Below are 24,515 nucleotides of genomic sequence, written 5' to 3'. Positions count from 1 at the left end.
GGGGGCTTACATGAACTCTGAAGACGCCGCTATGGAGTTGGGCGCGGCCGTGGGGCGGGTGGCTGCTCAGGCTTGGCTCGGCGGGCCGGTGGGGGTGCCGCTGGGTGAGCTGGTGCCGATGCAGGTGTCCGGGCGGCGGCTGGGCGATGCCGTGCTGCGGCAGTTCGGGGAGATCGCGGGGGCTGTGTACGACCGGCTGGAGCCGTTTCTCGGGCGGGAGCTGCGGGGGCTGGGCGAGGAGGAACGGCGGGCGCTGGTCGACGGGGTGAGCGGGGCGCTGGGGGTCGTGGAGCTGAGGGGCGGGGAGAGCGCCGCCGAGTCCGTGCGGAGGATCACCGGCGCCGTGCGGGTGCCCGGCGGGCGGCTCGGGGAGGCGTTGTTCGCCGAGTGCTGCGAGTACGCGGTGCGGGTCGTGCGGGCCCTGCCCGTCTTCGAGGAGCGGACCGCCGGCGTGGCCTTCGGGGTCGATGTGGCGCGGATGGTGGAGCGGTTGCCCGATCGGGCCCTGCTCGCGGAGGAGGGGATGGACCGGGACACCGCCTTTCGGCGGCGGTATCTGGAGGTCGTCAGCGAGACCCTGGACGAGGTGGAGTTGTTCCGACGGGGGGCCGAGGGGCGGTTGTCCGTGGCCTATGTGAGTCTGCGGGCAACTGGTGGGGGTGAGGGGCGCGTTGGGCGGCGGGGGGTGCCTGTGCTGCGGCCCGACATGAGCGGGTGGGAGGAGTTCACGGGGGCTGATGCGGGTGGGATGCGGGTCGAGGCGGCGCTTCGGGGGGCCTCGCGGGTACTGCTGCGCGGTGAGGCCGGGTCCGGGAAGACGACGTTGCTGCGGTGGTTGGCGGTCACTGCTGCTCGGGGGGCCTTTACCGGGGAGTTGGCCGAGTGGAACGGGGTCACTCCCGTGTTCGTGAAGCTGCGGGAGTACAGCGGGAAGGCGCTGCCCTTGCCTGGAGCCATGCTCGACTCCGTCGCCGGACCCATCACCGGGGACATGCCTGCGGGGTGGGTCGAGCGGCAACTCACCGCTGGCAGCGCGCTGTTGCTCGTCGACGGGGTGGACGAGTTGCTGGACAGCGAGCGGAGGAAGGTGCGGGAGTGGGTGCGGAAGCTTTTGATCGCATATCCCCGGGCGCGGGTGGTGGTGACGTCTCGGCCTGGGGCTGCGGGTGCGGACTGGTTGCGGCGGGATTCGTTCGTGTCGCTGCATCTGGATCGGATGAGTCCGCCGGATATCGCCGCGTTCGTTCGGCAATGGCATCTGGCTGTGCGGGAGTTGGGGGAGGAGCAGCCGGAGTATGAGCAGTCGTTGCTCAACAGCCTGAAGGATCGGGCTCATTTGCAGGCGCTGGCTGGGACTCCGCTGCTTGCGTCAATGCTGTGCGCGATGCATATGAACCGGGGGAGTCAACTGCCGCGTGACCGGATGGAGTTGTATCGGAGTGCGCTGCACATGCTGGTTCATGAGCGGGATGCGGCGCGGAATGTGCCCAGTGCGGCTGGGGAGTTGAGCCTCGGGGACAAGGTGGTGTTGTTGCGGGATCTGGCTTGGCGGTTGTCCGACAACGACCGGAGTGAGATGTCGGTGGGGCAGGCGGAGTCTTACGTGGGGCGGAAGTTGACGGGGATGCGGCACATCGGGGAGCCGGATGGGGTGGGGGTGCTGGAGCAACTGCGGGAGCGGTCCGGGATGTTGCGGTTGCCCTCTGAAGGGAGGTTGGGGTTCGTGCACCGGACGTTCCAGGAGTACTTGGCGGCGGAGGAGGCAGCCGAGGAGGACCGAATGGGGAATCTGGTCGGGCGGGCTCATCTGGATATCTGGCGCGAGACGATCATCATGGCTGCGGGGCATGCGAATACGCGGCAGCGGGAGGAGTTGCTGGGCGGCATCCTGGATCGGGCTGCGCGGGAGCCTCGGCATGCCCGGAAGCTGCGGTTGTTGGCGGCTTCCTGTCAGGAGACGATGCCGATGGTGTCCGACGGGCTCGCCGGGCGACTGGATGAGGCGGTGGATGCGCTGCTTCCGGCACGGCGGGTGACTGATCCGCCGGCGCTGGCGGCTGTGGGGGGCAGTCTGCTGCGGAAGATGCCTCGGTCGTTGGAGGGGTTGTCGGAGACAGCCGCCGTGCAGACGGTGCTGACGGCGGCTCTCATCGGGGGACGAGAGGCGTTGTCATTGCTGGTCGGCTACACGGGCGACGAACGCCGCGCAGTCATCCGTACACTCATCAGCGCCTGGGACTACTTCGACGCGCACGCGTACGCGGCCGAGGTACTGGCCGACCTGCCTCTCGCGGACTACCTCGTCACCCTGTCACACACGGGACAGTGGAGCGCGGCTGCCGACCTGTCTCACTTGCGCCGAGTATCTGCCAGCCTCCCTGCCATGGGCCTGACTCCTGTCTCCGAGCTGCCACCCCTTGATTACCTGTTCCTCATCGGCCGCCAAGACACCCTCGATCTCACTCCGCTGACGTCTCAGCCCGAGCTGACCCACCTCCACCTGGCAGGGTTCACGTCAGTCACGGGGGTGGAGGTCCTTGAGGAACTGTCACAGCTGGAGTGCTTGGTTCTGGGCATCAGCCGTCAGACGGACCTCACGAAGCTCCGCCTCGGGCCGAGCCTCACCACCCTTCAACTGTGGGACGCCGACGTACGGACGTGGCTGCGGGCCGAGTCCTTCCCCTCCAGCCTCCGCAGCCTCCTCCTCGACAACTGCACCCTCCCCGAAAACATGAATGACCTCGACTTCCCAGGTGTGAAAGTCGAGGTCATCTAGCAACAGCTCAACGCCAACTGTGCGGCGCCCTAAACCCGTTCTCGCGCTCCAACCGGCGCCAGCCCGCCTTCACGCGCCCCCGGTGCGACGGGGCCTCGGCAGAACGGGACGCCGCCCTTGCCAGGAGGATCGCCGTGATGGCCGCGACTTCCTCCGGCTCGGCGTTGCCCTTTTCGACTCGGATGTCAGGGGTGTTCATAAGTTTGAGTCTCCGTGAGAGAGGTTTCCGCAGGGTTACTGCGGGGGGTTGCCGTGTTTGCGGGACGGCAGGTCCGCGTGCTTGGAGTGGAGCATCGCCAGGGACTTGATGAGGACTTCGCGGGTCTCCGCGGGGTCGATCACGTCGTCCACGAGGCCACGTTCCGCCGCGTAGTACGGGTGCATCAGCTCGGCCTTGTACTCCTTGACCATGCGCGCGCGCATCGCCTCGGGGTCCTCCGCGCCGGCGATCTGACGGCGGAAGATGACGTTGGCCGCGCCCTCCGCGCCCATGACGGCGATCTCGTTGGTGGGCCAGGCGTACGTGAGGTCCGCGCCGATGGACTGGCTGTCCATGACGATGTAGGCACCGCCGTACGCCTTGCGCAGGATGAGGGAGATACGGGGGACCGTGGCGTTGCAGTACGCGTACAGGAGCTTCGCGCCGTGGCGGATGATGCCGCCGTGTTCCTGGTCTACGCCGGGGAGGAACCCGGGGACGTCCAGGAAGGTGACGATCGGGATATTGAAAGCGTCACACATCTGGACGAAGCGCGCAGCTTTTTCGGACGCCTCGATGTCGAGGACCCCGGCGAGGGTCTGGGGCTGGTTGGCGACGATGCCGACGACCTGGCCGTCGAGGCGGGCGAGGGCGCAGATGATGTTGCGGGCCCAGCGCTCGTGGACCTCGACGTAGTCGCCGTCGTCGACGATCTCCTCGATGACCTTGGTCATGTCGTACGGGCGGTTGCCGTCGGCGGGGACCAGGTCGAGCAGGACGTCGCTGCGGCGGTCGGCGGGGTCGGTGGACTCGACGCGCGGCGGGTTCTCGCGGTTGTTCTGCGGGAGCAGCGACAGGAGGTAGCGGACCTCCGCGATGCAGGTCTCCTCGTCGTCGTACGCGAAGTGGCAGACGCCGGAGGTCTCCGCGTGGACGTCGGCGCCGCCGAGGCCGTTCTGGGTGATCTCCTCGCCGGTGACGGCCTTGACGACGTCGGGGCCGGTGATGAACATCTGCGAGGTCTCGCGGACCATGAAGACGAAGTCGGTGAGGGCGGGGCTGTAGGCGGCGCCGCCCGCGCAGGGGCCGAGCATGACGGAGATCTGCGGGATGACGCCGGACGCCTTGGTGTTGCGCTGGAAGATGCCGCCGTACCCGGCGAGGGCGGAGACGCCCTCCTGGATGCGGGCGCCCGCGCCGTCGTTCAGCGACACCAGGGGGGCGCCGGCCGCGATGGCCATGTCCATGATCTTGTGGATCTTCGTGGCGTGGGCCTCGCCGAGGGCGCCGCCGAAGATGCGGAAGTCGTGGGCGTACACGAAGACCGTGCGGCCCTCGACGGTGCCCCAGCCGGTGATGACGCCGTCGGTGTAGGGCTTCTTGGCCTCCAGGCCGAAGCCGACCGCGCGGTGGCGGCGGAGTTGTTCGACCTCCTGGAAGGAGCCGGGGTCGAGGAGCAGCTCGATGCGCTCGCGGGCGGTCAGCTTGCCCTTGGCGTGCTGCGCCTCGGTCGCCTTCTCGCTCGGGCCGGCGATCGCGCTGGCACGGATCTCGTGCAGCTCGGCCACGCGGCCTCGCGCGTCCGCGGGTCCACCCGTCGCTTCTTCCAAAACGGTCATGTAGTGACCTTACGAAGCGCTCCAAGCATTCCGGGACGTCGACTCCGTACAGTCTCCGGCCCGTTTTCCTGGTACCCCTGAACATAAGCCGGGGCGGGTGCACTCCTTCCGACTGTTCAGGGGGGTGGTGTGTTGTGGGGGCTCCACAAAGGAGTGATGTGAGACGCGGGTCACACGCGAGGAAACGCGGCCGGACTCCAGTTCTCCTGGAGGCGATCTTCCGCGACGGAGAGTAGCTTGTCCGACACGGTAAGGAAGTTGAATGGAGGACATGATGGGGCTTTTCGGCCGCAAGAACGACGATGAGGCGCCTGCGGCGAGTGGTGACCTCGCCACTCTCACCGGCGACTACACGATCGACCCGGCGCACTCGACGCTCGGCTTCACCGCGCGGCACGCGATGGTGACGAACGTGAAGGGCAAGTTCGACGAGTTCAGCGGCGAGCTGCACCTCGACGGCTCGGACCCGTCCGCGTCCACGGCGTCCCTGGACATCGTGATGGCGAGCATCGACACCGGCTCCGCCGACCGCGACGGGCATCTGAAGAGCGCGGACTTCTTCAGGACGGACGAGTTCCCGGCGATGACGTTCCGCTCGACGAAGGCGGAGTCGCTGGGCGGGGACGACTACCGCGTCACCGGCGACCTCACGATCCTCGGGACGACGAAGCCGATCAGCATCGACCTGGAGTTCAACGGCGCCGCGAAGGACCCGTTCGGCAACGAGCGCGTCGGCTTCGAGGGCAAGGCGGAGCTGCTGCGGTCGGAGTGGGGCATCACCTGGAACGCGGCGCTGGAGACCGGTGGCGTCCTGGTGTCCGACAAGATCAAGCTCAGTTTCGACATCTCGGCGATCAAGAAGGGCTGAGAGCCGGTCGCGCAACCGTCCTCCCGGGGCAGTTTCCGTCTTTTCCTGGCAATCGGCACCAAAGGCGACTCTTCGGCCGCTTTCGGGGCATCACCCAGGCTCGGAAACACCGGCCCCGGGAGGCACGTTGAGCACGATGTCAGGTCCGCAGAACTACCCCGGCGCGGACCGCGGTCACTGGTACCAGACGAAGTACGGCGGCGACCGCATGGAGGTCAACGTCGTCGTCCTGCATACGACGGAGGGCCGTAACCTCCCCGACTACCAGGGGGGCGCCGCCGCCCCCAACCTCACCGCGGTGCCCGACCTGGCCGCGCAGAAGCTCCGCTGGTACCAGCACTTCCAGATCGACGTCTCCTCGCGCGCGCTCGTCAACTCCCCCGGCGGGGTCCAGACGAACACGCTGAACGTGTGCCAGGTCGAACTGGTCGGCACCTGCGATCCCGACATCCACGGCAAGTGGAAGGGGAACAGCACCCCGCACATCTACTGGCCGCAGGCTCCCGACTGGGCCCTGCGCGAGGTCGCCCGGTTCCTGGCCTGGATGCACGACCACCACGGCGTCCCCCTCAAGGGCCCCGCCCTGTGGCCCGCGTACCCCGCCTCGGCCGGCAACCGGGGCGGCCAGCGCATGAGCCACGACCGCTGGAACGGCTTCCGGGGTGTCTGCGGCCACATGCACGTCCCCGAGAACTGCGTCCACCCCGACACCCCGGTCCTGCGCGCCGACCTCACCTGGCAGCGCGCCGGCGGCCTCCAGGTGGGCGACGAGATCGTGTCGTTCGACGAGGAGCCACCGGACCGGCGCTACCGGACCGGCACCGTCACCCGCAACGACCCCGGCGTGAAGGAGAGTTGCCGGATCACCACCGCCGACGGCGAGCTCACCGCCACGTACGACCACCCCTGGCTGGTCCGCGAGGGCGACGGCCTCGTCTGGGTCCCCAGCAAGGAACTCGCCCCGTTCCGCCACCGCATCCTGCGGGTCCGCCCCGGCGCCGGGTGGGAGGGCACGCCCGTGGGCGCCGACGACACTGCCGTACTCGGTGTCGAATACGTGGGTGAGCAGCCCATCGCGTCCCTGTCGACCAGCACACGGACGTACGTCGCCGACGGGCTGCTCTGTCACAACACCCATGGCGATCCCGGGTCGATCGACTTCGAGCGGCTGATCGAGTTCGCCAAGGAGGGCTAGAACCAGTGCAGGCAGTGCGGAGTGCGGTCGGCGCGGAAGAGGGCGTCGGCTCGTGAGGCCGCGTCCGGGTGGTGGGCCCGGATGCGGCCGGCCCGTACGAGGGTCGTGGGTGTGGTGCCGCCCAGGTAGATCGAGCCCAAGTCGCTGACGTCCAGGGAGAGATCGGGGTCCCGGTCGGTCCGTACGCACTCCGCCTTGCCGTCGGTGACGGTCAGGAGGTAGCGGCCCCCTTCCGTGAGGAACCTGTCCTCGACGTCGAGGACCAGTTCGCCGTCCGTGAACCAGCCGCGTGCGGTGAGGGCGCGCGGGATGTCCAGGAGGCGGACCCACAACCAGTCCATGTGGCCGCTCAGTTCGCCGGCGCGGAAGTCCTCGAACTGCCAGCTGAGCGGGTGCTCCGGCGGGAACTGCTTGAACACGGCCGTCTGGGAGAGGTCGTGTTCGAGTACGTACCTGGCGAGCGCCGTGAACACCGCGTCGTCGGCGGTGATCGTCTCGTCGACGGTCACGGTGGAGCCGTCCTTCGAGTAGCTGGCGTACCCGTCGGGGGTGCCGTCCGCGTCGCGGTGGACGGCGATGTAGCGGTGGGCCGGGGCGATCGGGGGCTGGCCGGCGCGCTTCTCCCACCAGCGGTGGGGGCGGGAGAGGGCGCCGGGCTGGGTGCGGCGGTAGGTGTCGTAGACCTGTTCCATGATCTCCACGGCGGCCTCGCGGTGCAGGACCTCCACGGTGCCGGGGGCCGGCTGCGCCGGTATGAGGGCCGACCTGTGGCGCGGGACCGTCAGGGTCCGGGTGTACGTCGCCGGGCCGTAGCCGAACCTGCGGTAGATCACGGCCTCCGAGGCGAGCAGGACGGCGAGGGACTCGCCCTGTGCGCGCAGGTCGGTGAGCTGGTGGCGCATCATCGCCGTGAGGGCGCCCCGGCGGCGGTGCGTCGGGAGGACGCCGACCGCCGTGACACCGGGCGCGGAGATCAACTGCTCGCCGGGGAGGGTGAGTTCGAAGCCGTACGAGCCTGCCGTGCCGACCGGCGTTCCGTCCGGTGTCTCGGCGAACAGGTTGCGGTCCATCTCCGCCGCCGCCCACCAGACTCCCCCGCCGTCGTCCGCCGGGGTGTCGGGGGCCAGGGCGAACGCGGTGAACATGGTGGTGACGAAGAGGTCGCGGTCTTCGTCGGTGGCGGGGCGGATGTGCATGGGGTGCGGCGCCTTCCCGAAGGGGTCGTGATGATTCGCCACTGTGCCGTGCCGGGGTGCGGCGGGGTCAAGCGAATTAGCGGCACCATGGGGGGATGAACGGGGACCACATCGATTTCCGGGGCGGAACCTTCTACGGGCCGGTGTACGGCAAGGTCGAGGGCGGGACGTCGGCCGCGGTGTCGACGCTGCCCGGGGCGCCCGCCGCCTTCACCGGGCGGGAGGGTGAAGTCGCCGCTGTGCTGGGGGCGTTGGCGTCGGACCGGGTGGTCGCCGTGTCCGGGCTGGCGGGGGTGGGGAAGACGGCGTTGGCGGTCGCGGTGGCCCACGAGGCCCGGGAGCGGGGTCTCTTCCCCGGCGGTGTGCTCTTCATCGACCTGCGGGGGTACGACGAGGTTCCGGTGAGCACGGAGCAGGCCGTGTCGTCGCTGCTGTGGGCGCTCGGTGTGCGGGGCGGGGAGGCCGCCCGGTTCCGGAGCGAACTGGCGCCCCGGGAGGCGATGTTGGTGGTTCTCGACAACGCGGGCGGCAGTGAGCAGGTGGTGCCGCTGCTGCCCGGGGAGGGGGCCGGGCACCGGGTGCTGGTGACGTCCCGGGAGGTGCTGGACGCGTTTCCGGTGCGGTCGGTCGAGGTGGAGGCGTTGTCCGGGGACGCGGGGCGGGAGTTGATCGAGCGGGCGCTGCCCGGTGATCCCCGTCTCGGGGACGGCGTACGGGAGTTGGTGGAGGTGTGCGGGGGGTTGCCGTTGGCGTTGGTGATCGTCGCGGCCTTGTTGCGGAAGCGGCGGGGGTTGGGCGTGCGGGAGTTGGTGGCCGAGTTGGAGCGGGACCGGGTCGGGGTGCTGGTGGCGGAGGGGGTGGATCAGTACGGAAAGCTGCTGGTGCTGCGGCCGGTTCTCGACGCGATGTACCGGAGGTTGGGGGAAGGGACCGCTCGGGTTTTCCGCGGGCTGGGGGTGGCTCCCGGGAAGTTCGTCGATTCCGTTTCGGGTCAGCTCCTCGGTGGGGTGATGGAGGAGGGGTGGCGGGCGGCTGCGGATGAGTTGGTGGCGGCGTCACTGCTGAGTGCGTTGCCGGGCGGTGGGGGGTGGCAGATGCATGACCTCGTGCGGGCGTACGCGGGTTCCCTCGTCACGGCGGAGGAGGCGGGGCAGGCTCGGATGCAGCTCCAGGTCATGTACTACGCCCGGCTGACGCTGGCCTACGAGGTGATCACGAAGCCGGATCAGCCGGAGAAGCTGTTCCCCGGCGGGCCCGAGGGGGCGCTGAGCTGGTTCGAGGCCGAGCGGACGGGGCTGCTGAACGCGGTGCGGTGGGCCGAGAGCGAGGACCGGCAGACGGCCGTGCTCGCGCTGAAGACGGCCCTCGCGCTCACCCCCCACCTGCGCAACCGGAGCTCCTTCGACGACATGCTCGACGTGGCGACGATCGCTCGCGACACCGCTCGTCGCCTCGGCGCCGTCCAGGAGGAAGCGACCGCGCTCAACTCGCTCGACTCCGCGCTGATCTATCTGCGCCGGTTCGAGGAAGCGCTCGCCACCTCCCGGGAGGCGCTGGAACTGTGCGACCGTGTGGGCAACCTGGAGGGGCGGTACTACGCGTCGAGCGGCATCGCGGTGGCGCTGCTGCGGCTCGGGCGGCTCGACGAGGCACTCGAAGCGCGCGAACAGGCGCTGGCGCACGCCCTCGCGCTGGACGACCCGTCGTACGCCGCCCTCGCCCGGGCTCATCTCGCCACGACCCTCGCCGAGCGCGGGCGGCCGGAAGAGGCGTGCGAGGCACTGTCGTTGGCGATCGCCGAGTTCGAAGAGCTGGGCATGCGGCACCAGTTGACGGAGCCACTGTTCAACCTGGCCCAGTTCCTGCGGGGCCTCGGGCGGCTCGACGAGGCGTTGCCCCATGTCGTGCGCTCCCTGCGGATCAGCGGTGAACTCAACGACTGGCGTGGCAAGGCGGGTTCGTGGGGGCTCATCGGCTACATCCTCAGCGAGCTGCGCCGCCCCGGGGAGGCGCTGGAGGCGCTCACCCGTTCCCTGGAGTGGAGCAAGCTGATCGGCGACGAACACCAGGCGGCCGTGGCCTGGCTGGGGCTCAGTGCCACGCTGACCGACCTGAAGCGGTACCGCGAGGCGATCGACGCCGCCCGCTCGGCGATCGAACTCGGCACGCAGTTCGAGGAGTGGAGCATCGTCGGTGACGCCGGCTTCAACCTCGGGCTGTCGCTGCACAGAATCAGACACAGGAGCGAAGCCCGCCTCGCGTTCCGTGCCGCCGCCGACGCCTACACACGCGGCGACCTGCTCGAAGAGGCCACGCGGGCGCGGAAGTTGGCGGGCGGCTCCTGACTCCTGGCCAAAAACTCGTGTTCCTCCGGCTCGTTCCCACCCCTTGCGCGAACACTTACCGCTTTCTCATAATCCACCGAAGATCCTTGACCCGCCCATGACGACTCGTTGGACTTCTTATGGCGTCCGGAGTTGGCATGAGCACGACAGGATCGGTACCCGTTGCAGGTCCGTCAAGCTCCATACCCCCCTCACGGAAGGCAACACAACGGTGAAGAAGCTCCTCACGCTGGCGAAGAGATGTATGGCCGCCGCAGCCGTCACCCTCGCGGTCGTCAGCCTCCAGCCCCTCTCCACGGCCACCGCCGCGCCCGCGCCGGTCGTCGGCGGCACCCGTGCCGCGCAGGGCGAGTTCCCGTTCATGGTCCGGCTCTCCATGGGCTGCGGCGGCTCGCTGTACACCTCCCAGATCGTGCTGACCGCCGCGCACTGCGTGAACGGCACCGGCGCGAACACCAGCATCACGGCGACCGCGGGTGTCGTGGACCTCCAGTCCACCACCGGCCGCCAGCAGGTCCGTTCGACGTACGTCTACCGCGCGCCCGGCTACAACGGCACCGGCAAGGACTGGGCGCTGATCAAGCTCGCGTCCCCGATCACCGGCCTCGCGACGCTGCCGATCGCCACCACCACGGCCAACAACACCGGCACCTTCACCGTCGCCGGCTGGGGTGCGGCCGTCGAGGGCGGCGCCCAGCAGCGCTACATGCTGAAGGCCCAGGTCCCGTTCATCTCCGACGCCACCTGCCGTGCGTTCGGCGGCCTGTACAACGGCCTCGTCCCGAGCGAGGAGATCTGCGCCGGGTACGCCGCGGGCGGCACCGACACCTGCCAGGGCGACTCCGGCGGCCCCATGTTCCGCCGCGACGCGAACAACGCCTGGATCCAGGTCGGCATCGTCAGCTGGGGCGACGGCTGCGCCCAGCGCAACGCGCCCGGCGTCTACACCGAGGTCTCGACCTTCGCCTCCGCTATCGCGGCAGCGGCCCGGACGCTCTGACGTCCGCCCCGACCCTGTCGTACGGACCCGGTGCCGCAACTCGGCGCCGGGTCCGTCCCGTTGGCGTCAGAAGTCGCCGCCGAAGTCCCCTCCCCCGCCGCCGAGATCGCCGCCGCTGTCGCCGAACCCGCCCCCGAAGTCACCGGGGTCGAAGTCCGCGCCGGACAAGTCACCGCCGCCGTAGTCCTGTTGGGCGCCGAGGTCCGAGGCGTACGACGGGGTCGTCATGAGGCTCCCCAGCATCGTGCCGACCAGCAGGCCCGGCAGCAGGCCGCCGCCGAAGTAGCCGCCCGCCCAGGGGCCGTACGCCGGGCCCGCCTCCCAGTAGGGGCGGCGGCCGTAGTCGCTGTCCACCTCGCGGATCACCGGGTCGCGGCCGTCGGCCAGGCGGGTGCGGTCCGCCGCGCAGACCGGGACCTCGCGGGGGCTGCCGCCGGGCGGGGTCCAGGGCGCGTCGGACACCGAGGGGCCGTGCCGGGGGTCGAAGAAGCACGGGGGGCGGCGTTCGGGCAGCGGGCGGCCCTCCCTGCGCGCCGCGAGCTGCGCCAGCGAGAAGCGGCCGTCCTCCAGGGCCTGGGTGACCCCCCGGACGTCGTCCGGCCGCGCCGCCGCCGCCATCGCCGACTTCGCCGTGTCGTACGCGTCCAGGGCCCGTTCGTAGTCGGCGCGCATCGCGTCGTCCGCGCCCTGCTCCGCCGGGTGGAAGTCGAGGCGGTCCAGCTCCTCGCCGAACGCGGTGATGTCCTCGTCGACGACCACCCGCAGCCGGGCGAGCGCGGCCTCCTGCTCCTGCGCCCTGCGGCGCCGGGTGCGCCGTACGAGGACGTACGCTCCCCCGCCCGCCGCCGCGAGGACGCCGCCCGTCGTGATCAGCGCGGCCGTCGAAACGCCGTTGCCGTCAGGGGAACCCCAGGCCGCGGGGGCCTTGCCGTTCATGTTGGTCAGGGCCCGGGTGGTGAAGTCGGTGAGCTGGGTGCTGGTCGGGGTCGTCGTGCGGACGCTCTGTACGAGGTTGGCGACGGCCGTTCTCGGCAGGACCGCGGAGTCGGCGCGGGCGTCGAAGCGGGTGCCGAGGCGGATCGCGTACAGGCCGGTGACTCCGGTGGCCGTGCGGAGGTTCTGGAAGAGGGCCGTGGTCGGGTAGCCGGCCGGGAGGACCGCGACGAACAGGGGTTTTCCGGCGTCCTCGATGCGGTCGGCGAGGGTGCGGGCGTCCTGCTCGGAGAGCTGGTCGCGGGCGGCCGGGTCCACGTATACCGGGTTCTCGCGCAGGGCCTCCGCGATCGTCGTCAGGCTCGTCGCCGAGCGGGCCGGTGGGGCGGTCGCCGGGAGGAGGATCAGGACCGCCAAGGCCAGCCCCAGGAGGATGGCGGCTTTGACCTTCATGCTGTCGACGCTACCCGAATATCGGACAAAGGGGGCTGGGGAGGGGTTCGGGCATGATCACCGTGCCAGCATGCGGTCATGGCGGACACGGGGTGGCAGTGGGAGACCGACGGGCAGCGGCGGGCGTATCAGCAGGCGGTACGGGCCTGTCTCGCCGACAGCCGGCTGTGGGAGCTGCTGGAGCGGCGGCCGTCGGTGACGCGCGGGGCCGTGGTGGCGACCATGAGCGGGGCGGCGTACGTGGAACGGGCGCTGGAGGGGCGGGCCTTCCAAGGGGTCGCCGTGCGGTTCGCCCGGGTGCGGCGGCTGTGCCGGCCGGTGCGCGGGATGATGCCGGAGGACCAGCCGCTGGCGGAGGTGCTGGAGGGGCACGTCACGTGGGCGTGGCTGGCGCGGATGGGGCAGATGGCCGCCTGCTACGCCGCCCTCGCGCTGGTGGTGGTCCTCTGGGCGCCCTGGCCGGTGTCCCTGTGCGTGTACCTGCTGCCCACCGCCCTGCTCGCGGTGCACCTGCGGCGGACCGGGCGCTCCCTGGTCGAGGCGCTGGTGAACCCCTACGCCTGCACGCTGTGGTGGGCGGAGCGGGCCTTCGAGTGGGCGTGGAGCCGCGAACTGCGGGACGACGACTTCCACCAGGAGGTCCGCCGGGCCGTCGAGGACCTGCTCGGTGACGACCGGGGCACCCTCCTCGTCGTCGGCGGGGAGGAGGGGCTGCGGACGCCCCAGGGCGCCGGCTACTACGTCGAGAACGCTCCCGCCCGTGAACTGCGGCGCAAGATGGACCAGTTGGACGGCGGGACGATCGCCGTCAGCGGGCCGCGCGGGGCCGGCAAGAGCACGCTGATGCTCGCCGTGATCCGGCGGCGGGACTTCCACGTCGCCGTCCCCGCCCCGGCCACCTACGCCCCGCACGACTTCCTGACCTCCCTGTTCATCAGCGTCTGCCAGACGTACGTCGAGCGGGCGGGGCACCGGGTGCCGGAGTTCGTGCGGCTGTCGTACGGGCACCGGGTGTGGCGGCGGATACGGCCCGCGGTGCGGTTCCTCGTCCGGGCGGTGGTCGTGGGGATACCCGCCGCGCTGCTCATCGGGGTCGGGGTGTACGCGGCGGCGAAGCGGTTCGTGACCCGGGAGGAGCCTTGGGTGGCGGGCCGGCTGGAGGCGCTGCGGGAGGCGGTGACCTCGTTCCTCGGGGACGTGGTGGCGGGGCGGGAGCCCGCGGGGGCGGTGCTGCTGGTGCTCGCCGGGGCGTATGTGTGGACGCTGCGGACTCCGCGGTTCCGGGTGGGGCTGCTGCGCAGGGGCGGGCCGATAGCCGTGGCCGTCCTCGGGATCGCTCTGTTATCCTCCGCCCTCGTACAGCTGCTCGGCGGGATCGGTCCCGAGACGGAGATCGCCTGGTGGCAGTTGCTGCTGTTCTTCTGCTCGCTGTCGTGCTCACTGGCGTGGCAGATGACGACCCCGTCGTCCGTCCTGCGCGTCGGCAGGGTGCGGATGAACGCGCAGGTGGCCTTCGGGACGGCGGCCGTGCTGCTGCCGCTCACACTCCTGCTGCTGATGGCCGCCGTCCCGTCGTCCCGCGAGATGTTCGACCACCGGGGAGCCGCCTCTCTCACAGGGCTGCTGGTGATCGGTGTGGCGCTCTTCAACCTCCCCCGCACCCCGTGGCGCCTCCCCGGCACCGCCCCTCATCTCGTCACCGCCTGCCGCAACCACCTCTACCGGCTCCAGACCGTGCAGAGTTCGACCGCCGCGTTCACCAGCAGTGCCGCCCAGCTTCTCACGCTGGGTTCCTCGCACAGCACCGCCGTGACGACCGTGCCGCCCAACTACCCGGGTCTGGTCGCGGAGTTCAGGGCGCTGCTCGGGAGGATCGCGCAGGACGAGCACGGCAAGGGGAACCGGGTCGTCATCGCCATCGACGAGGTGGACCGGCTGGGCAGCGAGGTCCAGGCGCGGGCGTTCCTCGCGGAGATCAAGGCGATCCTCGGGGTGCCGCACGTGCACTACCTGATCTCCGTCGCCGAGGACGTGGGCGCCGCCTTCGTCCGGCGGGGGCTGCCGCACCGGGACGTCACCGACTCCTCGCTGGACGACGTACTGCACGTGCGGGCCTGCACGCTGGAGGAGTCGACGCGGATCCTGCGGCGGCGGGCGCCGGGGATCGGTGATGCGTACGTGGCGCTCGCGCATGCCCTGTCCGGAGGCATCCCGCGCGATCTGATCCGGTACGCGCGCAGGCTGGTGGAGATCCGGTCGGCCACCGCCCGGGTCGAACTCACCGACGTGGCGCGGACGTTGGTGGTCGAGGAGCTGTCGGAGACGCTCGCCGGGTTCCGGACGCTGCTCGCGAAGCACGAGTGGGGGGAGCAGGGGGCCGAGGTGCTGGGCGCGTTCCGGAGTCTCGGGGCGCATCTGCGCGGGGCGTGTCCCTGCCCCGAGCGGGCGGAGCCGCTGCGGCAGGCGCTGGCGCACTTCGTGACCCGGGATGTGGGGCAACTGGGCGGGAGCGAGCGGCAGTTGCTGGACGAGGCGGCCGCCTACGCGTATCTGTCGCTCACGTTGCTCGACGTGTTCGGGGCGCCTGCCTTCAACGTGCGGCGGGAGGTGGCCGCCTCGGTCGCCGACGGGGACCTCGACCTGTTGGCCGAGGCCCGTCAGGAGCTGGCGTTGTCGCCCGCGAGCGCGCGGGGGCTGGTCGACGCGATACGGGTGGCCTGGGGGGTGGGGGTGGTGGCACCCGTCGCGGGGATTCCGGTGCCTCGGCGGGGTGGGTGCCGGGTGCACGGGAGCGGGAGCGGGGGGTCGTAGCTCCGTCGTGGGGCCCTTGTGGGGCCGGGCGGGGTCGGGCCTGCGGGTCGGGCGGGCCCCGCCGTGCAGAAGGCCGGTGGCCGCACGGGTGGGGTGGGTGGCGTACGGCTTACTCCGCCGGGGTCACGCCCGCGCGCAGCAGGCCGTACGTGTACGCGTCCTCCAGGGCCTGCCAGGACGCGGCGATGACGTTGGCTCCTACGCCGACCGTCTGCCATTCGCCGGAGCCGTCCGTCGTGGAGATGAGGACGCGGGTCGTGGACTGGGTGCCGTGGACGCCCTCCAGGATGCGGACCTTGTAGTCGACGAGGTCCAGTTTGGCGAGCTGTGGGTAGATCTTTTCGAGGGCTACTCGGAGGGCGCGGTCGAGGGCGTTGACCGGGCCGTTGCCCTCGGCCGTCGCGACGATGCGCTCGCCCTTGGCCCAGAGTTTGACGGTGGCCTCGTTGGCGTGGGTGCCGTCGGGGCGGTCCTCGACGATCGCGCGCCAGGACTCGACCTCGAAGTAGCGCAGGGCGCTGCCCTTGACCTCGGCGCGCAGCAGGAGTTCGAAGCTGGCGTCGGCCGCTTCGTACGTGTAGCCCTTCAGTTCGCGTTCCTTGACGCGGTCCACGACGCGGCCGACGAGTTCACGGTCGCCGCCGAGGTCGATGCCGAGTTCCTTGCCCTTCAGCTCGACGGAGGCGCGGCCCGCCATGTCGGAGACCAGCATGCGCATGCTGTTGCCGACGAGCGCCGGGTCCGTGTGCTGGTAGAGGTCCGGGTCGACCTTGATCGCGGAGGCGTGCAGGCCCGCCTTGTGGGCGAACGCGGAGACGCCGACGTAGGGCTGGTGCGTGGAGGGGGTGAGGTTGACGACCTCGGCGATGGCGTGGGAGATGCGGGTCATCTCGCGGAGCCTGCCCTCGGGGAGGACCTGCTTGCCGTACTTCAGTTCCAGGGCGGCCACTACGGGGAAGAGGTTCGCGTTTCCTACGCGCTCGCCGTAGCCGTTCGCCGTGCACTGGACGTGGGTCGCGCCCGCGTCGACCGCGGCGAGGGTGTTGGCGACCGCGCAGCCGGTGTCGTCCTGGGCGTGGATGCCGAGGCGGGCGCCGGTGTCCGCGAGGACGGTCGTGACGACGGCCTGGATCTGGGCGGGGAGCATGCCGCCGTTGGTGTCGCAGAGGATGACGACGTCGGCGCCGGCCTCGCTCGCGGCGCGGACCACCGACTTCGCGTACTCCGGGTTCGCGCGGTAGCCGTCGAAGAAGTGCTCGCAGTCCACGAAGACGCGGCGGCCCTGGTCCCTGAGGTGGGCGACCGTGTCCCGGACCATCTCCAGGTTCTCGTCCAGGGTCGTGCGCAGGGCGAGTTCCACATGGCGGTCGTGGGACTTCGCGACGAGGGTGATCACCGGGGCGCCGGAGTCCAGGAGGGCCTTGACCTGGGGGTCCTCCGACGCCTTCGCGTTCGCGCGCCGGGTCGCGCCGAAGGCGACGAGCTGGGCGTGCTTGAACGTGATCTCCTGCCGCGCCCGTGCGAAGAACTCCGTGTCCCTCGGGTTCGCGCCCGGCCAGCCGCCTTCGATGAAGCCGACGCCGAAGTCGTCCAGGTGGCGGGCGATGGCCAGCTTGTCGGCGACGGTGAGGTTGATGCCTTCGCGCTGGGCGCCGTCGCGGAGGGTGGTGTCGAAGACGTGGAACGCGTCGTCGGTGTCGGTGGCGGTCATGGTCGGGGCTCCTCGATGCGGGTCGCGTGCTTCCTGGAAAACGAAAAGACCCCTCGCGGGTGCGAGAGGTCTGCGCGGGTCGCTGTGCGGCTTGCTCAGCTAGGACCGGCGCTTGTTGCTAATAATCGTGACGTTTGAGGGCACGGGGCAGTCTTGCACGGGTTTCGGGTGAGGGCGGGGGGTGTCTCAGTATGCGGGAGGGGTTTGGGACGCGCGCTCGTCTGCCTGGTGGAGATTTGCGGGCGGGTGCAGGCCGGTTCGTGGTTCTCGCGCCCACGCGGCGGAGCCGCACATCAGATGCAGCCCCGCGCCCCCAGCGGCATACAGTCCCGCCCACTACGACGTCACCCTTCGATCTTGTGCATCCAGCCGTGCTCGTCCTGCGTCGTTCCCCGCTGGATGTTCAGGAGGGCCTCGCGCAGCTTCAGCGTGACCTCGCCCGGCTCGCCGCCCGACTGCTGCCACTCCTTGCCCTCGCGCTTGACCGTGCCGACGGGGGTGATGACCGCTGCCGTGCCGCAGGCGAAGACCTCGGTGAGGGTGCCGTTCTCCGAGTCGCGCTGCCACTGGTCGATGGAGACGCGGGACTCCTCGGAGGTGTAGCCGAGGTCGCGGGCGACCTGGAGGAGGGAGTCGCGGGTGACGCCCTCCAGGATGGAGCCCGTGAGGGCGGGGGTGACGATCTTGTCGCCGTAGACGAAGTACAGGTTCATGCCGCCCAGTTCCTCGACCCACTTGTGCTCGACGGCGTCGAGGTAGCAGACCTGGTCGCAGCCCTTGGCGGCGGCCTCGGCCTGGGCGAGGAGGGAGGCCGCGTAGTTGCCGCCGGTCTTCGCGTCGCCCATGCCGCCGGGGACGGCGCGGACGCGGTCCTCGGAGAGCCAGATGGAGACGGGCTTGACGCCGCCGGGGAAGTACGCGCCGGCCGGGGAGGCGATGACGAGGAAGAGGTACTCGTTGGCCGGCTTGACGCCGAGGCCGACCTCCGTGGCGATCATGAAGGGGCGCAGGTAGAGGGATTCCTCGCCGCCGTGGGCCGGGACCCATGCCTCGTCCTGGCGGACCAGCGCGTCGCACGCCTCGATGAACGTCTCGACCGGCAGCTCGGGCATGCCGAGGCGGTGCGCGGACGCCTGGAACCGCTTCGCGTTCTTCTCCGGCCGGAAGACCGCGACCGAGCCGTCGGGCTGGCGGTACGCCTTGAGGCCCTCGAAGATCTCCTGCGCGTAGTGCAGGACGGTCGTCGCCGGGTCCAGGGAGAGCGGGCCGTAGGGGACGAGCTGGCCGTCGTGCCAGCCACGGCCCTCGGTCCAGCGGATCGTCACCATGTGGTCGGTGAAGTGGCGGCCGAAGCCGGGGTTCTTCAGGATGGCCTCGCGGTCGGCCGTGGCCAGGGGGACGGCGGACGGCTTGAGCTCGATCGTGGGCGTCGTCATGAGTGGTTGTCCTTCACCGGTTGTAGTGACGGCCGCGCACACCGTCGTACAGCACTCCCGTATTCCGCGGCTCCACGTTCGATTATCGCGCGGACGGCGGCGGCACGGGAGAAACGGGGTGATTGCGGCCTGGGGCAGATGCTTTCACCCGGCGAGGGCATGGCAAAAGCCGCCGGGCGCGGATGCGGCCCGGCGGCTTCGACGGCGGTTCCGGCCGCGCCCTGAAGGGGCGCGGGGAACTGCGCGACCAGCCACGACGGTGCCGCAGTCGAAAGACGGCACCTCGCAGCGGTTTCCCGCGATGTGCCTAGCTGGTTACTCGTACGACGAGGGCGTCGCCGATCTCGGAGGTGGACCGGGCCGGGAGCGAGGCGCGCTCGGTGAGGTCGGCGGTGACCGCCTCCTCGACGCGGGTCGCCTCGGCCTCGTAGCCGAGGTGGCGCAGCAGCAGGGCGACGGACAGGACCGTGGCGGTGGGGTCGGCCTTGCCCTGGCCGGCGATGTCGGGGGCGGAGCCGTGGACGGGCTCGAACATCGACGGGAAGTCACCGGAGGGGTTGATGTTCCCGGACGCGGCGACGCCGATGCCGCCGGAGACGGCCGCGGCGAGGTCGGTGATGATGTCGCCGAAGAGGTTGTCGGTGACGATGACGTCGAAGCGGGCGGGGTCGGTGACGAGGTAGATCGTCGCCGCGTCGACGTGGATGTAGTCGGTGGTGACCTCGGGGTACTCCTCGGCCACCTGGTTGAAGATGTTCGTCCACAGGTGCCCGGCGAAGGTCAGCACGTTGTTCTTGTGGACCAGCGTGAGCTTCTTGCGCGGGCGGGCCTGCGCGCGGGCGAAGGCGTCACGGACGACGCGCTCGACGCCGTACGCCGTGTTGACGGAGACCTCGGTGGCGACCTCGTGGGGCGTGCCCTTGCGGATCGTGCCGCCGTTGCCCGTGTACGGGCCTTCCGTGCCCTCGCGGACGACGACGAAGTCGATCTCGGGCTGGCCGGCGAGGGGGGTCGCGACGCCGGGGAGCAGCTTCGAGGGGCGCAGGTTGACGTGGTGGTCGAAGGCGAAGCGGAGCTTCAGGAGGAAGCCGCGCTCCAGGACGCCGGAGGGGACGCTCGGGTCGCCGATCGCGCCCAGCAGGATGGCGTCGTGGTTCTTGAGGGAGTCGAGGTCGGCGTCGGTGAGGGTCTCACCGGTCGCGTGGTAGCGCTGGGCGCCGAAGTCGTACTCCTTCGTCTCCAGCTTCACGTCCTCCGGGAGGACAGCGGAGAGGATCTTGAGGCCCTCGGCCACGACTTCCTGCCCGATGCCATCACCGGGGATCACTGCGAGATCGATGCTGGGAGACATGGCGGCAGCCTAGCCGCCGGTCCCAGGGGGTGACACGGGGCGTCCGCGATACGGACACCCCGTGTCTACCAGGATGCGGCTCCCGGTGACTCGGCGGCCGGTATCAGTGGCCGGTCTCGCCGCCGTTGTCCCGGCGGTCGAGGGCGCGCTGGAGGGCGGCGGCCGCGTTCTTGCGGTCGTTCTCACCGGTGCGGGACACACGGCGGACTCGGCGGCGGACGGTCGTCTCGGCCATGGGTGATCGGCTCCTTCTTCACCAAGGGAACGGGTACGAGACGCCGGTGGGCGGGGAGCTGCGGACCGCAGGGGTGGCTGCGTGGGGCCCGGCTCGCGTCCGCCGTTCGCTTGGTCGAGCGAGACGTTCGGCTCCTACAAAGTTACGGGGGCGGAGCGCCGTTGTCTGCACAGTTACTCGGACTTCCTACTATCTGAGACGGCACCCCCTCTGACCTGCGCTTCACGCGCTGTGCGTGGCGCCCCTGATCGTCCGCCAGCGCTTCAGGAAGAAGTGGAGGTACAGGGTCTCGGCGAGGACGGCGTACCCGAGGACCGCGAGCACGATCAGCAGGTCGCTCGTGAAGGACCCGGAGTGCGCCTGGACCAGGAAGTACCCGCCCAGCACCTCCGCGAGCGCCCCGGTGCTGAGTATGAACACGGCCGTCGCGACGTACGGGTACCCCATGTGCGTACCGGAGGACACGAGCCGCCCCTCCCACTCCAGGTACTCCCCGCCGAGGTGGGCGTTGATCTGGTGCTCGACCTTCATGACACCGCGCCCGGCGCGCTGCGAGCGGTGGTACTCCCCCAGCCAGATCAGCAGGCTGGCCTTGGCGGCGCCCGGTACGAAGACCAGGCAGGCGGGGATCAGCACGCCTTCGGGGAGGCTGGAGTTGAGGACGGCGGCGATGACGACCGCGAGCGAGGTGAACGCGAAGTTCATGATGGTGATGCGGTTGCTGATCGCCTGGAGGCTCTCCTGGCGAAGGGAGTTGTACTCGGCGAGGAGGGCGACGAGGACGGGGTCTTCCCGGGAGGTTCTGTCCGTCATCCTCTGATGCTGTCCAGCAGACCGTCCGGCAAGGCTCCGGAGGTGGCTGAGAAGGAGTACGCCAGGGTGCGGAACCCGGCCGCGCGGGCGCGGGACAGGTTGCGGGGGCGGTCCTCGACGACGAGCGTGGCCGCGGGGTCGAGGTGCTGGGCGGCGCGCTCGAACAGACCTTGTCCCGGGGTGCCCTTGGAGACGCCCTCGCGGCAGGAGAGGAAGACGAGGGCGGGGTCGATCCACTTGTCGAGGCGCAGGCGGCCGGCCTGTTTGGCGTACCAGAACGTCGTGTTGTTGGAGACGATGCCGATGCGGTGGGTCGCGGCCGCGGAGAGCAGCGCCTCGGCGGCCGGGTTCGCGGTGAGGAGTCTCTCCTCCAACTCCCTTATCAGGAAAGGGGAGACGGGCTGGCCGAGGCGGCGGGAGAGGGCCTTCCAGTAGTCCTGCTCGGACGTCTCGCTCAGGCTGAAGCGGTGCCACAGCTTGCGGCCCGCCTCGGCGACTTGCGTGCGGTCGAGGCCCAGGCGGTCGGCGAGGCCGGTGCGTTCGGTGAGGAGGAGGGTCTCCCACGGGTCGCAGAAGAGGACGTCGCCGAGGTCGAAGAGGACTGTGGACACCGGCTCCGGGCTCATCTCGTGTGCCTTCCCGCAGAGTTGGTCCGCCACGCGTGCCGTCGGGGTCCGGGGTGCGTGACGTTAGCACGCACCCCGGGACAGGTCAGCCCATGTGCGGATACGTGTAGTCCGTGGGCGCGACCAGCGTCTCCTTGATGGCCCTGGTCAGCGTCCAGCGCATCAGGTTCTGCGGGGCGCCCGCCTTGTCGTCGGTGCCGGAGGCCCGCCCGCCGCCGAAGGGCTGCTGCCCGACGACCGCGCCGGTGGACTTGTCGTTGATGTAGAAGTTCCCGGCCGCGTACCGGAGTTTCTCCATCGTGTACGCCGCTGCCGCACGGTCCCCGGCGATGACGGAGCCGGTGAGCGCGTAGTCGGAGACCGACTCCATCTGCGTCAGCATCGCGTCGTACGTGTCGTCCTCGTAGACGTGCACGGCGAGGAACGGGCCGAAGTACTCGGTGCGGAACACCTCGTTCTCCGGGTCCGTGCACTCGACGACCGTCGGGCGGACGAACCAGCCCACGGAGTCGTCGTAGGAGCCGCCCGCGACGATCGTGCACGTCGGGTCCTGCTCGGCGCGGTCGATCGCGGCCTTGTTCTTGGCGAACGCCCGCTCGTCGATGACCGCGCCGACGAAGTTGGCGAGGTCGGTGACGTCGCCCATGGTCAGGTGGTCGACCTCGGCGGCGAACTCCTCGCGGAAACCGTCGTTCCAGATGGACGCCGGGATGTAGGCGCGGGACGTCGCGCTGCACTTCTGGCCCTGGTACTCGAACGCGCCGCGCGTCAGCGCCGTCTTGAGGACCGCGCGGTCGGCGCTGGGGTGGGCGACGACGAAGTCCTTGCCGCCGGTCTCGCCGACGAGGCGCGGGTAGGCGCGGTACTTCTCGATGTTGGCGCCGACCGTCTTCCACAGGTACTGGAAGGTCCTGGTGGAGCCGGTGAAGTGGATGCCCGCCAAGTCGCGGTGCTCCAGGGCGACTTCGGAGACGGCGATACCGTCGCCGGTGACGAGGTTGATGACGCCCTTGGGGAGACCCGCTTCCTCAAGGAGCCGCATGAGCAGGACGGCCGCGTGGGTCTGCGTCGGCGACGGCTTCCAGACGACGACGTTGCCCATGAGAGCGGGCGCGGTCGGCAGGTTGCCCGCGATGGCGGTGAAGTTGAAGGGGGTGATCGCGTAGACGAACCCCTCCAGCGGGCGGTGGTCGAGGCGGTTCCACACGCCCGGGGAGTTCGCCGGGGGCTGCTCGGCGAGGATCTGGCGGGCGTAGTGGACGTTGAAGCGCCAGAAGTCGACCAGTTCGCAGGGCGTGTCGATCTCGGCCTGCTGGACCGTCTTCGACTGGCCCAGCATCGTCGACGCGGCGATCGTCTCCCGCCAGGGCCCGGCGAGCAGTTCGGCCGCCCGCAGGATGATCGCGGCCCGGTCGTCGAAGGCCATGGCCCGCCAGGCGGGGGCGGCGGCGAGAGCGGCGTCGATCGCGTCCCGCGCGTCCTGCTGGGTGGCGTTGCGGTAACTCCCCAGCACGGCCTGGTGGTTGTGCGGCTGAACAACGTCGAAGGCGTCCCCGCCGCCCATCCGCTTCTCGCCGCCGATCGTGCACGGCAGCTCGATCGGGTTCTCCGCGAGCTCCTTCAACTTGGCTTCCAGCCGGGCCCGTTCGGGAGAGCCGGGGGCGTAGCCGCGCACCGGCTCGTTGACGGGGGTGGGGACCTGGGTCACAGCGTCCATGGACAACTCCCTTGTAGATATCAGTGCTTGGTGAGCGTGGAGCGCGCACTGTGCTTGCCCGGGGGACAACCCCCGGACCCCCGGCAGACGCCGCAGCGGCCGTGCCGCAACGGCCACCGGGATCGGCCCCCGCACAGAGAAGCCGAGGCCGGCCCCCCTCCGACGAACCGCCTCATGCTGCGTCCGGCCGGAAGGCAGCCTCCGCGAAGCGGCCCTCTCCCGTCAGCCACGGCCGACCACGCTCCGCAGGAAGAACCTCAGGTTCGCCGGCTTCTCCGCGAGGCGTCTCATGAAGTAGCCGTACCAGTCCGTCCCGTACGCCGTGTACACCCGCATCCGGTGTCCCTCGGCGGCCAGCCGCAGGTGTTCGTCGCTGCGGATGCCGTACAGCATCTGGAACTCGTACTCGTCGGGCTTGCGGTGGGCGCGGTGGGCGAGTTCCTGGGCGATGGAGATCAGGCGGGGGTCGTGGGAGCCGATCATGGGGTAGCAGTCGCCGTCCATGAGGGTGCGCAGGATGCGGACGTACGCCTTGTCGATCTCGTGTTTTTGTTGGTACGCGACTTCGGCGGGCTCTTTGTACGCGCCCTTGACCAGGCGGACCCTGCTGCCGCTCGCGGCGAGGCGGCGGGCGTCGGTCTCGGTGCGGAACAGGTACGCCTGGATGACGCAGCCGGTCTTCGGGAAGTCGCGGCGCAGGTCCGTGTGAATCGCGAACATCGAGTCGAGGGTGGTGTGGTCCTCGGCGTCGAGGGTCACGGTCGTACCGATCGCGTCGGCGGCCTCGACGACCCGGCGGACGTTGCGGTGCGCGGTCTCGGGGCCGTCGGGGAGGGACTGGCCGAACATCGACAGCTTGACGGAGACCTCGGCGCGCTCGCCGAGGCCGAGGTCGCCGAGGCGTTCGAGGAGCCGGAGGTAGGCGTCGCGGGCGGCGGTGGCCTGCGCGGGGGTCGTGATGTCCTCGCCGACGACGTCGAGGGTGAGGTCGAGGCCCTTCGCCGTGAGGTCGGTGACGATCGGGACGACGTCGTCGACCGTCTCGCCGGGGATGAACCGGTCGACGACCTGCCTGGTCACCGGGGCCGCCGAGATCAGGCGGCGCATCCGGTCGCTGCGCGAGGCGGCGAGAATCACGGGACCCAGCACGGGCACCTCCACAGACATAAAGCACCAAGTCACCGTGAACCTATGGATCTCTCCGATCGTGGGCCATCGACAGGTGTCACGC

18 protein-coding genes are annotated in these 24,515 nt (G+C 70.3%); 6 read left to right on the top strand and 12 right to left on the bottom strand.

The annotated features are described in order from the left end of the window. The first annotated feature begins 10 nt into the window (after nucleotides 1-10). Nucleotides 11-2,776, top strand: coding sequence for an NACHT domain-containing protein (locus tag ACLZOT_RS34905; protein ID WP_416973166.1), 2,766 nt, complete (start codon nucleotides 11-13; stop codon nucleotides 2,774-2,776). 7 nt (nucleotides 2,777-2,783) lie between these two features. On the opposite strand, the gene ACLZOT_RS34900 is transcribed toward ACLZOT_RS34905, so the two are convergent. Next, nucleotides 2,784-2,975 carry an acyl-CoA carboxylase subunit epsilon gene (locus ACLZOT_RS34900; protein ID WP_416973165.1) on the bottom strand — a complete coding sequence of 64 codons (192 nt, stop codon included), beginning with the start codon at nucleotides 2,973-2,975 and terminating at the stop codon, nucleotides 2,784-2,786. A 35-nt stretch (nucleotides 2,976-3,010) separates the two neighbouring features. Next, entirely contained in the window at nucleotides 3,011-4,594 is a 1,584-nt protein-coding gene (locus ACLZOT_RS34895) for an acyl-CoA carboxylase subunit beta (protein ID WP_416973164.1), read from the bottom strand. Between the two features lie 274 nt (nucleotides 4,595-4,868). Here ACLZOT_RS34895 and ACLZOT_RS34890 point away from each other — a divergent pair, with 274 nt between their 5' ends. Beyond that, a complete protein-coding gene (locus ACLZOT_RS34890; protein ID WP_416973247.1) occupies nucleotides 4,869-5,462 on the top strand; it encodes a YceI family protein in 594 nt (197 codons plus the stop codon). Between the two features lie 136 nt (nucleotides 5,463-5,598). Then, complete coding sequence (locus ACLZOT_RS34885) at nucleotides 5,599-6,657, top strand: Hint domain-containing protein (protein WP_416973163.1); 1,059 nt, start codon at nucleotides 5,599-5,601, stop codon at nucleotides 6,655-6,657. On the opposite strand, the gene ACLZOT_RS34880 is transcribed toward ACLZOT_RS34885, so the two are convergent. Beyond that, on the bottom strand, nucleotides 6,654-7,853 hold the full coding sequence (locus ACLZOT_RS34880; protein ID WP_416973162.1) for a GNAT family N-acetyltransferase: 1,200 nt from the start codon (nucleotides 7,851-7,853) through the stop codon (nucleotides 6,654-6,656). The two genes, ACLZOT_RS34885 and ACLZOT_RS34880, sit on opposite strands and share 4 nt — an antisense overlap. Nucleotides 7,854-7,948: 95 nt before the next feature. Here ACLZOT_RS34880 and ACLZOT_RS34875 point away from each other — a divergent pair, with 95 nt between their 5' ends. Continuing rightward, complete coding sequence (locus ACLZOT_RS34875) at nucleotides 7,949-10,198, top strand: ATP-binding protein (protein WP_416973161.1); 2,250 nt, start codon at nucleotides 7,949-7,951, stop codon at nucleotides 10,196-10,198. Between the two features lie 211 nt (nucleotides 10,199-10,409). Then, a complete protein-coding gene (locus ACLZOT_RS34870; protein ID WP_416973160.1) occupies nucleotides 10,410-11,198 on the top strand; it encodes a S1 family peptidase in 789 nt (262 codons plus the stop codon). A gap of 66 nt (nucleotides 11,199-11,264) precedes the next feature. Here ACLZOT_RS34870 and ACLZOT_RS34865 read toward each other — a convergent pair whose 3' ends face one another. After that, a complete protein-coding gene (locus ACLZOT_RS34865) occupies nucleotides 11,265-12,584 on the bottom strand; it encodes a hypothetical protein (RefSeq protein WP_416973159.1) in 1,320 nt (439 codons plus the stop codon). 78 nt (nucleotides 12,585-12,662) lie between these two features. On the opposite strand from ACLZOT_RS34865, the gene ACLZOT_RS34860 reads away from it, so the two are divergent. After that, a complete protein-coding gene (locus tag ACLZOT_RS34860; RefSeq protein ID WP_416973158.1) occupies nucleotides 12,663-15,395 on the top strand; it encodes a hypothetical protein in 2,733 nt (910 codons plus the stop codon). Between the two features lie 109 nt (nucleotides 15,396-15,504). On the opposite strand, the gene cimA is transcribed toward ACLZOT_RS34860, so the two are convergent. From cimA to ACLZOT_RS34820, 8 genes are all read right to left on the bottom strand, one after another. Further along, nucleotides 15,505-17,106 carry a citramalate synthase gene (gene cimA, locus ACLZOT_RS34855; protein ID WP_416973157.1) on the bottom strand — a complete coding sequence of 534 codons (1,602 nt, stop codon included), beginning with the start codon at nucleotides 17,104-17,106 and terminating at the stop codon, nucleotides 15,505-15,507. A 344-nt stretch (nucleotides 17,107-17,450) separates the two neighbouring features. After that, nucleotides 17,451-18,542, bottom strand: coding sequence for a branched-chain amino acid aminotransferase (locus tag ACLZOT_RS34850; protein ID WP_416973156.1), 1,092 nt, complete (start codon nucleotides 18,540-18,542; stop codon nucleotides 17,451-17,453). 307 nt (nucleotides 18,543-18,849) lie between these two features. Beyond that, nucleotides 18,850-19,893, bottom strand: coding sequence for a 3-isopropylmalate dehydrogenase (locus ACLZOT_RS34845; RefSeq protein ID WP_416973155.1), 1,044 nt, complete (start codon nucleotides 19,891-19,893; stop codon nucleotides 18,850-18,852). A 103-nt stretch (nucleotides 19,894-19,996) separates the two neighbouring features. Then, on the bottom strand, nucleotides 19,997-20,128 hold the full coding sequence (locus tag ACLZOT_RS34840; RefSeq protein WP_416973154.1) for a hypothetical protein: 132 nt from the start codon (nucleotides 20,126-20,128) through the stop codon (nucleotides 19,997-19,999). Nucleotides 20,129-20,350: 222 nt separating this feature from the next. Further along, complete coding sequence (locus ACLZOT_RS34835; RefSeq protein ID WP_416973153.1) at nucleotides 20,351-20,941, bottom strand: hypothetical protein; 591 nt, start codon at nucleotides 20,939-20,941, stop codon at nucleotides 20,351-20,353. After that, the gene (locus ACLZOT_RS34830) at nucleotides 20,938-21,552 is read right to left on the bottom strand and encodes an HAD family hydrolase (protein WP_416973152.1); all 615 of its coding nucleotides are present in this window, start codon (nucleotides 21,550-21,552) and stop codon (nucleotides 20,938-20,940) included. Before ACLZOT_RS34830 ends, ACLZOT_RS34835 begins: the two co-directional genes overlap by 4 nt. 100 nt (nucleotides 21,553-21,652) lie before the next feature. Further along, on the bottom strand, nucleotides 21,653-23,284 hold the full coding sequence (gene pruA, locus ACLZOT_RS34825) for an L-glutamate gamma-semialdehyde dehydrogenase (protein WP_416973151.1): 1,632 nt from the start codon (nucleotides 23,282-23,284) through the stop codon (nucleotides 21,653-21,655). A gap of 222 nt (nucleotides 23,285-23,506) precedes the next feature. Beyond that, complete coding sequence (locus ACLZOT_RS34820) at nucleotides 23,507-24,433, bottom strand: proline dehydrogenase family protein (RefSeq protein ID WP_416973150.1); 927 nt, start codon at nucleotides 24,431-24,433, stop codon at nucleotides 23,507-23,509. Nucleotides 24,434-24,515 lie beyond the last annotated feature (82 nt).

Origin of the sequence: Streptomyces sp. 4F14 (genome assembly GCF_048159485.1) — a bacterium.
In the GTDB taxonomy this organism is placed as follows: Bacteria; Actinomycetota; Actinomycetes; order Streptomycetales; family Streptomycetaceae; genus Streptomyces.
Note: the sequence above shows the minus strand (reverse complement) of the source record. Positions and strands in the feature narration are given on the sequence as shown.

Bases quoted from the DNA above. Each gene is read 5' to 3' on its own strand.
- ACLZOT_RS34905 (WP_416973166.1), top strand. From the start codon at position 11: ATGAACTCTGAAGACGCCGCTATGGAGTTGGGCGCGGCCGTGGGGCGG.
- ACLZOT_RS34900 (WP_416973165.1), bottom strand. From the start codon at position 2,975: ATGAACACCCCTGACATCCGAGTCGAAAAGGGCAACGCCGAGCCGGAG.
- ACLZOT_RS34895 (WP_416973164.1), bottom strand. From the start codon at position 4,594: ATGACCGTTTTGGAAGAAGCGACGGGTGGACCCGCGGACGCGCGAGGC.
- ACLZOT_RS34890 (WP_416973247.1), top strand. From the start codon at position 4,869: ATGGGGCTTTTCGGCCGCAAGAACGACGATGAGGCGCCTGCGGCGAGT.
- ACLZOT_RS34885 (WP_416973163.1), top strand. From the start codon at position 5,599: ATGTCAGGTCCGCAGAACTACCCCGGCGCGGACCGCGGTCACTGGTAC.
- ACLZOT_RS34880 (WP_416973162.1), bottom strand. From the start codon at position 7,853: ATGCACATCCGCCCCGCCACCGACGAAGACCGCGACCTCTTCGTCACC.
- ACLZOT_RS34875 (WP_416973161.1), top strand. From the start codon at position 7,949: ATGAACGGGGACCACATCGATTTCCGGGGCGGAACCTTCTACGGGCCG.
- ACLZOT_RS34865 (WP_416973159.1), bottom strand. From the start codon at position 12,584: ATGAAGGTCAAAGCCGCCATCCTCCTGGGGCTGGCCTTGGCGGTCCTG.
- ACLZOT_RS34860 (WP_416973158.1), top strand. From the start codon at position 12,663: ATGGCGGACACGGGGTGGCAGTGGGAGACCGACGGGCAGCGGCGGGCG.
- cimA (WP_416973157.1), bottom strand. From the start codon at position 17,106: ATGACCGCCACCGACACCGACGACGCGTTCCACGTCTTCGACACCACC.
- ACLZOT_RS34850 (WP_416973156.1), bottom strand. From the start codon at position 18,542: ATGACGACGCCCACGATCGAGCTCAAGCCGTCCGCCGTCCCCCTGGCC.
- ACLZOT_RS34845 (WP_416973155.1), bottom strand. From the start codon at position 19,893: ATGTCTCCCAGCATCGATCTCGCAGTGATCCCCGGTGATGGCATCGGG.
- ACLZOT_RS34840 (WP_416973154.1), bottom strand. From the start codon at position 20,128: ATGGCCGAGACGACCGTCCGCCGCCGAGTCCGCCGTGTGTCCCGCACC.
- ACLZOT_RS34835 (WP_416973153.1), bottom strand. From the start codon at position 20,941: ATGACGGACAGAACCTCCCGGGAAGACCCCGTCCTCGTCGCCCTCCTC.
- pruA (WP_416973151.1), bottom strand. From the start codon at position 23,284: ATGGACGCTGTGACCCAGGTCCCCACCCCCGTCAACGAGCCGGTGCGC.